Origin of the sequence: Pseudomonas sp. RIT-PI-r (assembly GCF_001297015.1) — a bacterium.
Lineage (GTDB): Bacteria > Pseudomonadota > Gammaproteobacteria > Pseudomonadales > Pseudomonadaceae > Aquipseudomonas.
Window position 1 is genome coordinate 60,543 of the sequence record NZ_LIGE01000003.1, and the last position, 9,792, is coordinate 70,334.

General features: G+C 59.5%; 10 protein-coding genes and 1 pseudogene. 6 read left to right on the top strand and 5 right to left on the bottom strand.

Going from position 1 to position 9,792, the window contains the following annotated elements:
* Positions 1 to 161: 161 nt before the first annotated feature.
* Positions 162 to 467, top strand: a complete 306-nt coding sequence (locus tag AK821_RS00310) for a PepSY domain-containing protein (protein ID WP_007917758.1) — start codon at positions 162 to 164, stop codon at positions 465 to 467.
* Between the two features lie 431 nt (positions 468 to 898).
* On the opposite strand, the gene AK821_RS00315 is transcribed toward AK821_RS00310, so the two are convergent.
* The 3 genes and pseudogenes from AK821_RS00315 to AK821_RS31235 form a co-directional block, all read right to left on the bottom strand.
* A complete protein-coding gene (locus tag AK821_RS00315) occupies positions 899 to 1,342 on the bottom strand; it encodes a hypothetical protein (protein WP_064387611.1) in 444 nt (147 codons plus the stop codon).
* Positions 1,343 to 1,460: 118 nt separating this feature from the next.
* Positions 1,461 to 2,228, bottom strand: coding sequence for a methyl-accepting chemotaxis protein (locus tag AK821_RS31230; protein WP_442965566.1), 768 nt, complete (start codon positions 2,226 to 2,228; stop codon positions 1,461 to 1,463).
* A gap of 165 nt (positions 2,229 to 2,393) precedes the next feature.
* Positions 2,394 to 3,083, bottom strand: a pseudogene (locus tag AK821_RS31235) (methyl-accepting chemotaxis protein); the annotation flags it as partial.
* A 35-nt stretch (positions 3,084 to 3,118) separates the two neighbouring features.
* Here AK821_RS31235 and AK821_RS31125 point away from each other — a divergent pair.
* From AK821_RS31125 to AK821_RS00330, 3 genes are all read left to right on the top strand, one after another.
* Positions 3,119 to 3,253 carry a hypothetical protein gene (locus AK821_RS31125; RefSeq protein WP_256585424.1) on the top strand — a complete coding sequence of 45 codons (135 nt, stop codon included), beginning with the start codon at positions 3,119 to 3,121 and terminating at the stop codon, positions 3,251 to 3,253.
* A 107-nt stretch (positions 3,254 to 3,360) separates the two neighbouring features.
* Positions 3,361 to 4,383 carry a transporter gene (locus AK821_RS00325; protein ID WP_064387613.1) on the top strand — a complete coding sequence of 341 codons (1,023 nt, stop codon included), beginning with the start codon at positions 3,361 to 3,363 and terminating at the stop codon, positions 4,381 to 4,383.
* A 223-nt stretch (positions 4,384 to 4,606) separates the two neighbouring features.
* Entirely contained in the window at positions 4,607 to 6,220 is a 1,614-nt protein-coding gene (locus AK821_RS00330; RefSeq protein ID WP_064387614.1) for an inorganic phosphate transporter, read from the top strand.
* A 124-nt stretch (positions 6,221 to 6,344) separates the two neighbouring features.
* Here AK821_RS00330 and AK821_RS00335 read toward each other — a convergent pair whose 3' ends face one another.
* Complete coding sequence (locus AK821_RS00335) at positions 6,345 to 7,241, bottom strand: LysR family transcriptional regulator (RefSeq protein ID WP_064387615.1); 897 nt, start codon at positions 7,239 to 7,241, stop codon at positions 6,345 to 6,347.
* Positions 7,242 to 7,366: 125 nt separating this feature from the next.
* Here AK821_RS00335 and AK821_RS00340 point away from each other — a divergent pair, with 125 nt between their 5' ends.
* The gene (locus AK821_RS00340; protein WP_064387616.1) at positions 7,367 to 8,125 is read left to right on the top strand and encodes an SDR family NAD(P)-dependent oxidoreductase; all 759 of its coding nucleotides are present in this window, start codon (positions 7,367 to 7,369) and stop codon (positions 8,123 to 8,125) included.
* Between the two features lie 119 nt (positions 8,126 to 8,244).
* Here AK821_RS00340 and AK821_RS00345 read toward each other — a convergent pair whose 3' ends face one another.
* Positions 8,245 to 8,682, bottom strand: a complete 438-nt coding sequence (locus AK821_RS00345) for a multidrug/biocide efflux PACE transporter (protein WP_064387617.1) — start codon at positions 8,680 to 8,682, stop codon at positions 8,245 to 8,247.
* 89 nt (positions 8,683 to 8,771) lie between these two features.
* Here AK821_RS00345 and AK821_RS00350 point away from each other — a divergent pair, with 89 nt between their 5' ends.
* Entirely contained in the window at positions 8,772 to 9,626 is an 855-nt protein-coding gene (locus tag AK821_RS00350; protein ID WP_064387618.1) for a LysR family transcriptional regulator, read from the top strand.
* Positions 9,627 to 9,792: the final 166 nt, after the last annotated feature.

A 9,792-nucleotide genomic window follows, 5' to 3' on the forward strand; every position in this document is an offset into this window, starting at 1 on the left:
TCTGAAATCGAGGCGCCTTCATCGCGGGCAAGCTACGCTCCCACAGGTTCTGTGCCGGTGCATGGCTTGCCCGTTTTGTTTGGGTGCAGGGTTTTAAGGGTGAGTTAAGTTGCGCTGGTTAACCTGAGGCCACTTAAACGAATCAACCAAGGAATGAACCGATGAAAACTTTGACTGCCCTGTTTACCGCCGCTGCCCTGACTCTTACCGCTGGCCTGGCCCAGGCTGATGTTCGCGTTGACCAGATTCCTGAACTGGTTAAGTCGGGCAAGATCAAGTCGCTGGAGTCGATGAACGCCGAAGCGCTGAAACTGCATCCGGGTGCGACCATCACTGACACGGATCTGGATAACCACTTCAACGGTTATGAGTACGAAGTTGAGCTGAAGACGGCTGACGGCAAAGAGTTCGATGTGGACTTTGATGCGACCACTGGCAAGGTGTTGAGCAACAAGCAAGACACTTGATTGAACGCACCACCAAAAGCCGCACGATTGAAAAATCGTGCGGCTTTTTTGTGTCTGGTGTTTGGCTTGGTTGATGTGTTGTCAGTGAGATTTTCTCCCCCTCACCCCAGCCCTCTCCCCCAAGGGGGCGAGGGGAAAGGGAGCCGATCGGGGTCCTTTCAAAGCCCCAGTGCGCCTCGATATTTCAGGTTGGCGTACCTCAAATAGTCATCACGGTCAGTCCCCTCTCCCTCTGGGAGAGGGCTAGGGTGAGGGAATAGAAAGCCGATCGGGGGCCATTCAAGGCCTGAGTTCGACTCGCAAACTTGCAGCCGACAAGAAAACACCAAGGACCTGAGTGCGCCTCGATATTTCAAGTCAGCGTACCTCGAATAGTCACCACGGTCAGTCCCCTCTCCCTTGGGAGAGGGCTAGGGTGAGGGGAAAGGGCATCACGCCGAGGTGCTGACCAGCGAACCCGAGGTGCTCGAGTCGGAGTCCTGCAACGCCTGCAACAGCGAGGCGGTAGCAGTTGACAGGGACGCCGAGGTGGCGGTGATCTGCGCTTGTGCGGCAGCCACTTCGGCGACCTTCGCATCAGAATTTTCCTGCTTCGCCTGCGCCGCTTGCAACGCTTGCTGCTCCTCCTGCACCTGCTTCTGCCGCTCGGCGATCTGCTTGCGCAGTTCTTTCACCGAATCCGATTCTTCACTGCTGGAATCGCTGTCACCCGTCGGCGTCGCACCGCCGCCCGCAGCGACTTTGCTGGTGTCCGCTTTCACGCCAGTGCTGGCGGCTGCCGTGGTCGAGGTATCGTCACCGACGTCGCTGATCGCGGTTTTGCTCGAAGGTGTGGTGACGGTCTGATTGATCGAAACAGAAGTGATGCTGACCATGGAAAGGCTCCAATGCCGGTTATAGATAACCGGTCATCGACCACAGCAGCTTCAATTTGAGATCGACTGTGTACCGACTCGGTATCCGAACCGGTACACGGTCAGTAGCGTCAGGCGCTCAGGCGCTCAGGCGTGCAGTGACTTCGTTCAGTTGCCCGGACAGACCATGCAGGTTCTGGCTGGCGCTTTCAGTGCGCTGCACATTGTCGAGGTTGGTGCTGGCGATCGAGGTGATCTCGGTGAGGTTGCGCGAGATGTCTTCCGCCACCGCGGTCTGCTCTTCGGCGGCCGTGGCGATCTGCCGGTTCATGTCGCGGATCGCTTCCACGGCGTGGGTGATGCGCTCCAGCATCGCGCCGGCCTGAGTCACTTGCTCAACGCTTTCATCGCTGCGCGTCTGGCCGCTGTCGATGGCTTGCGCCGCGTCCACCGCGCCGGTCTGCACGCTCTGAATGATCTGGTTGATCTCAATGATCGACTCGGCGGTGCGCTGCGCGAGGTTGCGCACTTCATCGGCGACCACCGCAAAACCACGCCCGGCCTCGCCGGCGCGCGCCGCTTCGATCGCAGCGTTGAGCGCCAGCAGGTTGGTCTGTTCGGCAATGCCGCGAATCACTTCCAGCACTTTGCCGATACGACCGCTGTCGGCTTCCAGACGACGAATCACCGTGGCGGTGTTGGCGATTTCGCCGCGCATCTGCGTGATCGAGTGGATGGTGCTCTGCATGACCTTCTCACCTTGTTGGGCGGACTGGTCGGCATCGTCGGCCGCCCGTGCGGCATCGGCGGCATGACGCGCCACTTCCTGGGCAGTGGCGGACATTTCGTTCATCGCCGTGGCCACCTGATCGGTGCGGTTGAACTGCTCGTTGGTACCACCGGCCATGGTCGTCGCGATGGCGTTAAGCTCGCCGCTGGCGCTGTCCAGATCCGCCGCGCTGCGCTGCAGACGAGTGAAGGTTTCGGCGAGAAAATCACGCAAGGTATTGGCGGCGGCAGCGAGGTTGCCCAGCTCATCCTGACGGTCGCTGACCACGCGTTCAGCCAATTTGCCGCGACTCAATTGGGTGACGTAATCGATCAGTTTGCGGATCGGCTCGACCAGATTGCGGTTGACCAGCCACAGGCTCAACAGGCCAATCAACAGGGCCGACGCAAGCATCACCAGCAGCCCCAGCCACACGGTGCGATCAGCCTCGGCACTGATCAGCGCCGACTGCGCGGTGCCTTGCTTGCGCAATTCGGCGACCAGTTCGCTCATCTGATCACTCGCGGCACGGTCAACACCTTTGACCGCTGCATCACCCGCCGCCGGATCACCACCGGCAGCCACGTAGGCATCGCGGCCCTTCTGATAAGCGCTACCCAATTGACGGTGCTCTTCGCGCAGGCGTTCGATGCGTGATTTCAGGCTCGGTTCGATGCCTTTCTGGCTGGCCAGTTCACCGAGAATGGTCTGCACATCACGCTGGCGGTCTTCGAACTGACCCCAGTATTTGCTCAGATCCGCCGGTTGCTTGCCGCGCAGCAGAACGTTTTTCCATTCCTGCACCTGCACCTTGAATTGCAGGTTGGCTTCGTCGATCAGTTGCGAGGTGTGCAACGGACCGGCGATCAACTGGCTGTAGCTTTGCACGCCGTTGGAGAGGAAATGAAAACAGGCCAGGGCGATCAACAGCATCGCCAGCAGACTGCCGCTCAGCAGGGCGAGAATTTGCGCTCTCAGGGATTTTTGCAGCATCGAAAGATACTCAGGACAAGGATGAGGCACGCCCGGTGAGGCGTGAAATTTTGCCGGACATCCATGTCGGCGAGCCTTGGTTCATGGCCAATGGCGCGCAACCTAACGCACCTGTGATCGGCGCGCCAGAGCGCTTCTTGAAGAAAATCCGACTGCCGGTAAGTCGCTGATTTGACGTCACTTTGCTGTCACATAAACGTCATGTGACAGTGCGATGATGCGGCTCAGTGAACCTGCCATTTGCGCGACCGACGCACCCTCCTCGCAGCGAGCCGCCATGAACCACAGCCTCGACATCAGCCATCGCGATCCTGACCTGTTTGGCTTGCTCTACGGTTTTCGTTTTTTGCCTGGCGAGCGTGGCCGCGAAGTCGATTCGGCGACTGCCCTGCGTTGCCTGCAAGACGATAACGAGAACGGAGAGTTTCTCTGGCTGCATCTCAATCTGGCGCACGCGGCGTGCGAGCGCTGGATGAAAAGTCATCTGCAATTGCCCGAAGAGTTTTTCGAGGCGCTGCACGAAGGCTCGCGTTCGACGCGCATCGAGCATGTCGATTCGGCGTTGCTGGCGGTGGTCAACGATGTGGTATTCAACCTCAGCAGCATGGTCTCCTCGGACGTATCGACGCTGTGGGTCTGCGTGCGCAGCAAACTGATCGTCAGTGCGCGTCTGCAACCGCTGCATTCGGTGGACAAATTGCGCTCGTCAGTGAAGGCCGGCGAACGCTTTCGTTCGCCCTCGGAACTGCTCGTGCACCTGCTGCGCGATCAGGGCGAAGTGCTCACGCAGATCGTCCGTAAAACGAGCATGAGCGTTGACCAGGTCGAGGACGAATTGCTCTCCTCGCGACTGTCGACCAACCGCGCTGAACTCGGTGCAAACCGGCGGGTGCTGGTGCGTCTGCAACGGCTGTTGGCGCTGGAACGGGGTTCGTTGCTGCGCCTGCTCAATCGCCCGCCGCCGTGGTTGCAGAAGGAAGACGTCAAGGAGCTGCGCAAATCCACCGAGGAGTTTGCGCTGATCATCAACGATCTCACCGCGCTCGGCGAGCGGATCAAACTGTTGCAGGAAGAGATCGCCGCCAACCTCAACGAACAGAGCAACCGCACGCTGTTTACCCTGACGGTGGTGACGGTGCTGGCGTTGCCGATCAACATCATTGCCGGTTTTTTCGGGATGAATGTCGGCGGGGTGCCGTTGTCGCAGGATCCGGAAGGGTTCTGGATATTGGTCGCGCTGGTGGCGACGTTCACCGTGATCGCCGGGCGTTGGGCGTTTCGCAAGCGCGGGGATTATTGACGTCTCCTGCTCGTTCCCACGCTCTGCGTGGGAATGCATCAAGTGACGCTCTGCGTCACAGGGACGCGGAGCGTCCCGGGCGGCATTCCCACGCGGAGCGTGGGAACGAGCAGGAGACCGACGGTTGGGCTATTCAGCCAAACACTGACATGGCGCAGTCTCTCTGTAACATTCTGCAACGATCATGGGCGACATTCCTTCCCTCGCTCAGGATTGTCCTGCCATGGCTACTCCCTCCCTGACCGCCAGCCCCGCGTCCGCCGCCAGCGGCAGGCCGGCCCTCGACAAGAAAACCGCCCCGTTCACCTACGTGATCTTTTTCGCCGTGCTGGCGCTGGGAATGCTGTTCACCGCCTATAGCCTGATGCACGACATGCACGAACTCGGCACGGTGGTGACCACCTGGACGCCATTCCTGCTGCTCGGCGTAGCGCTGCTGATTGCCCTGGGTTTCGAGTTCGTCAACGGCTTCCACGACACCGCCAACGCCGTCGCGACGGTGATTTACACCCACTCGCTGCCACCGAATGTCGCGGTGGTCTGGTCGGGCTTCTTCAACTTTCTCGGCGTGTTGTTATCGAGTGGCGCGGTGGCGTTCGGCATCATCGCCTTGCTGCCGGTAGAGCTGATTTTGCAGGTGGGATCGTCTGCCGGTTTCGCGATGATTTTCGCCCTGCTGATCGCGGCGATCCTGTGGAACCTCGGCACTTGGTGGCTGGGGTTGCCGGCCTCGTCGTCGCACACGTTGATCGGTTCGATCATCGGCGTCGGTGTGGCCAATGCCTTGATGCACGGCCGCGACGGCACCAGCGGTGTCGACTGGGCGCAGGCGACCAAGATTGGTTACGCCTTGCTGCTGTCGCCCCTTGTGGGGTTCGGTTGTGCGGCGCTGTTGCTGTTGGCGCTGCGTGCGTTCGTGAAGAATCGCTCGCTCTATAAAGCACCGGAAGGCAACACTCCGCCGCCGTGGTGGATTCGTGGTTTGCTGATCGCCACGTGCACCGGTGTGTCCTTCGCCCACGGCTCCAACGACGGCCAGAAAGGCATGGGCCTGATCATGTTGATTCTGGTCGGCACGCTGCCGATGGCTTATGCCTTGAACCGCACCATGCCCGAAGAGCAATCGCTGCAGTTCGCCGCTGTGGCGCAGGTCACCCAGCAAGCACTGGTGAAAAGTGCGCCGCTGCCGACGCCGGCCGATCCGCGTGCAGTCCTTTCCGATTACGTGCGCAGCAAGGAAGCCACGCCGCAACTGATCCCGGCCCTTGCCGCTCTCACCGGGCATATTGGCGAAGAAGTCAGAGGCTACGGCTCGCTGGCGAAAGTCCCGGCCGAAGCCATGGGCAACGTGCGTAACGACATGTACCTGGCCAGCGAAAGCATTCGCCTGATGGACAAGAACAAGGTCGGCAATTTCGACGCTGATACCAGCAGCAAACTGCAACTGTTCAAGCAACAGATCGACAACGCTACGCGGTTTATTCCGCTGTGGGTGAAGATCGCCGTGGCCATCGCGCTGGGGCTGGGCACCATGGTCGGCTGGAAGCGGATTGTGGTGACGGTCGGCGAGAAGATCGGCAAGACTCACCTGACGTATGCGCAGGGTGCGTCGGCGGAAACCGTGGCGATGCTGACCATCGGCGCGGCGGACATGTTTGGTTTGCCGGTGTCGACCACGCACGTGTTGTCCTCGGGTGTGGCCGGGACCATGGTTGCCAATGGTGGTGGGTTGCAGATGAAGACCATCCGTAATCTGTTGATGGCGTGGGTGCTGACGCTGCCGGCGGCGATCCTGCTGTCGGGCAGTCTCTACTGGCTGTTCACCCAGATCTTCTGACCGAAGAAAGTCCCCTGTAGGAGTGAGCCTGCTCGCGATAGCGGTGTATCAGTCAACATTGATTAAACTGACACACCGCTATCGCGAGCAGGCTCACTCCTACAGTTTTGACCGGTGTTCAGGTTTAGAGCGCAGAGCGAATCAGATCGCCCAGCCAATCCATGAACACCCGCACCCGCAACGGCAAATGCCGCTGCCGCGCATACAGCAATGAAATGCCCATCGCCGGCGCGGTGAATTGCGGCAACACGGTGACCAATTCGCCGTTTTCCAGATGCGGTTGCATGCCGGTGCGCGGCACCTGAGTCAGACCGAAGCCGCCGAGGCACGCCGACTCGTAAGCGTCAGTGCTGTTGACCGTAATGCTGCCTGCCATCGGCAAGCGTTTCACCTGGCCGCCCTCCTCGTACACAAACCCTTCCGAACGCGAACCGAGCACGCCGACGTAATGCACCAGTCGATGCTGCGCGAGATCTTCCAGCGACTGCGGCACACCGTAGCGTTCGAGGTAAGCGGGGCTGGCGCAATTGACCATGGGGAAGTCACCGAGGTGCCGCGCGACCACCGATTGATCCGGCTGCGCGCCAATCCTCACCACGCAATCGAACCCTTCGCTGAGCAAGTCGACGCGGCGGTCGGTGCTGCTGATTTCCAGTTCCAGATGCGGGTGCCGATCCATGAACTGCGGCAGGCGCGGCATGACCAGGCGCCGCGCGAGAATGTTCGGCAGGTCGACACGAATGCGCCCGGTCAGCGACGCTTCGTCCTGTCGAAACAAGCCTTCGATCTCGTCCATGTGCGAGAGCAGATCCTTGCTGCGTTCGTACAGCACCAGACCGTCCTGAGTCGCCTGCACCTTGCGCGTGGTGCGTTGCAACAGGCGCGTGCCGAGCAGGGCTTCCAGCGCTTGCACGTGTTCGGACACCGTTGAGCGGGGCAGTCCAAGGCTTTCGCCGGCGAGAGTGAAACTCGACAGTTCGCTGACCCGGACGAAGGTGCGCAGCAGTTCCAGTTTGTTCATGGGCCACCTATTGATTGTTCGGTTTAACCGATCAGTGATTCCGGATTCAGCCTGTTTATCACCACAGGGCGGATAAATAAACTTTGATCCATCACCTGATCACTCACGGCAATCGAGGAAAAACCATGAATCGCAAAATCGCATTGATCACTGGCGCCAGTCGTGGCCTGGGCAAAAACGCTGCACTGCACCTCGCCGCGCAAGGCATCGACATCATTGGCACCTACAACAGCCGCGCCGATGAAGCCCAGGCGCTGGTCGCCGAAGTGCAGGCTCTCGGCGGCAAAGCCGTGATGCTCCAGCTGGACGTTGGCCGTAGCGAGAGCTTTGCCGATTTCGCTACACGTGTTGAGCAAGCGTTACAGCAGACCTTCGACCGCCAGCGCTTTGATTTCCTGATCAACAACGCCGGGGTCGGCTTGCATGCCGGTTTCGCCGAGACCACCGTCGAGCAATTCGACCTGCTGATGAATGTGCACCTCAAAGGGCCGTTCTTCCTGACCCAGCAACTCTTGCCACTGATCAACGACGGCGGACGGATCATCAACATTTCCAGTGGTCTAGCGCGTTTCACCATTGCCGGCGCCAGCGCTTATGCCGCAATGAAAGGCGCGATTGAAGTCCTGACCCGCTATCAGGCGAAAGAGCTGGGCGCACGGCAGATTGCCGTGAATACCTTGGCGCCAGGTGCGATTGAAACCGACTTTGGCGGCGGCACCGTTCGCGACAATGCGGCAGTGAATGCGATGGTCGCCGACAATACTGCGCTGGGTCGTGCCGGTCAGCCGGATGACATTGGCGGGGCGTTGGCGCTGTTGCTGTCGCCGGGTGCGCAGTGGATCAATGGCCAGCGGGTTGAGGCCTCCGGGGGCATGTTCCTCTAACTTCACTGAAAACATTTAACGCCTGTAGGAGCTGCCGAAGGCTGCGATCTTTTGATCTTGTCTTTAAAAACAAAATCAAAAGATCGCAGCCTGCGGCAGCTCCTACACGGGGATCGGTGTTAGTTCTGACAGGCGTTGCGAGTCATGAAACGCTCGCGCACCACGTCATATCCCCAGTGATACACATAGGTGTACGGCAGGAAAAACAGCAACACGCCGATGTCGAGCAAGAACGCCTGCCACAGGCTGACCGACAGCCACCAGGCAATCAGCGGCACGCCCATCACGATCAAACCACCCTCGAACAGCAACGCGTGTACCACCCGTACCCAGGCGTTGTGTGCAACATTCATTCGCGCAAGCATGCGGTCGAAGAAGCGGTTGAACACCACGTTCCAGCCCAGCGCCAGCATGGCGATCAACACCGTCACCGCGCCCATTTCAAGCATCGGTTTTTGCATGATCCACGCCAACAACGGGGTGCAGATCAGAATAGCCAGCAGCTCGAAACCGATGGCCTGGAAAATACGTTCAGTGATGGATTTGTGGGCAGTCATGACCTGAGTCCTTGAGTGAAGATGGTTGCCATGATCTATGCTCGCATCGATACTTCATAACCAATAACCATCGATCAAGGCGATAGTTGATGATTTCGCAGGAAGTGCTGCTGGCATTTGTCCAGGCTGCCACGCAAGGTTCGTTTTCGGCAGCGGCGCGCAAGCTCGGGCGCAGCCAGTCGACCATCAGCGCGGCGGTGGCCAGCCTGGAGATTGATCTGGATCTGCAGCTGTTCGATCGCAGCAGCCGCAAACCGACGCTGACTCCGGCCGGGCATGTGATGCTGCAACGCGCCGAGGCGATTCTGGCGGCCAGCAGTCGCTTGGAAATGACTGCGCGGCAGTTGTCCCAAGGCGTCGAGCCGAAGCTGACGGTGGCGATTTCCGATACTTATCAGTCGTACCGTTTTGAAGCGGCGCTGGTGGGGTTTGAGCAGCGTTATCCGGATCTGGAGCTGGAATGTCTGATCGCCGAATGCGATGACCTGGTCGAGTTGGTGCAGCGTGGTCGCGCGCATCTGGCGTTCGCTGAAATGCAAGAGAACTACCCGCCGGATCTGGTCACCTCGACGGTGGCCGAGCGTACGGAAATTGCCTTGTTCGTTAATCGCGACCATGCGCTGGCCAAGCTTGATCACATTGATCAGCACATCCTGGAACAGCATCGCGAATTGCGTCTGGCGACCATCGTCAATCCTTATGACCGTCGCGGCAAAGGTCGGGTGTGGTCGGCGCCGAGTTATTTGATGCTGCTGGAAATGGCCGAGAAAGGTTTTGGCTGGGCGCCGTTGCCGCGTTGGCTGGCGCAGCGCTTTGGCAATGATTTGCTGGTGGAGTTGAAGGTGCGCGGCTGGCCGAAACCGGTGTTTGTCGATGCGTTGTGGTCGCGGCTGTATCCGCCGGGGCCGGCGGGGAGTTGGTTGTTGAGCAAGATGCTGGAATAAGGGTTGAAGATTGAGCCACCCTCACCCCAGCCCTCTCCCTGTATGTACCGGAGACATGGTGGACACATGTTCGGAGACATGGTGGACGGTTTTAGATCTTCTTACCTGCCGTGACGATCTGCAAGTTCAAGTCGATTCGGGCGATACGATGTCTACTCCAGTAGAC

Bases quoted from the DNA above. Each gene is read 5' to 3' on its own strand.
- AK821_RS00310 (WP_007917758.1), top strand. From the start codon at position 162: ATGAAAACTTTGACTGCCCTGTTTACCGCCGCTGCCCTGACTCTTACC.
- AK821_RS00315 (WP_064387611.1), bottom strand. From the start codon at position 1,342: ATGGTCAGCATCACTTCTGTTTCGATCAATCAGACCGTCACCACACCT.
- AK821_RS31230 (WP_442965566.1), bottom strand. From the start codon at position 2,228: ATGGCCGGTGGTACCAACGAGCAGTTCAACCGCACCGATCAGGTGGCC.
- AK821_RS00325 (WP_064387613.1), top strand. From the start codon at position 3,361: ATGAACCACAGCCTCGACATCAGCCATCGCGATCCTGACCTGTTTGGC.
- AK821_RS00330 (WP_064387614.1), top strand. From the start codon at position 4,607: ATGGCTACTCCCTCCCTGACCGCCAGCCCCGCGTCCGCCGCCAGCGGC.
- AK821_RS00335 (WP_064387615.1), bottom strand. From the start codon at position 7,241: ATGAACAAACTGGAACTGCTGCGCACCTTCGTCCGGGTCAGCGAACTG.
- AK821_RS00340 (WP_064387616.1), top strand. From the start codon at position 7,367: ATGAATCGCAAAATCGCATTGATCACTGGCGCCAGTCGTGGCCTGGGC.
- AK821_RS00345 (WP_064387617.1), bottom strand. From the start codon at position 8,682: ATGACTGCCCACAAATCCATCACTGAACGTATTTTCCAGGCCATCGGT.
- AK821_RS00350 (WP_064387618.1), top strand. From the start codon at position 8,772: ATGATTTCGCAGGAAGTGCTGCTGGCATTTGTCCAGGCTGCCACGCAA.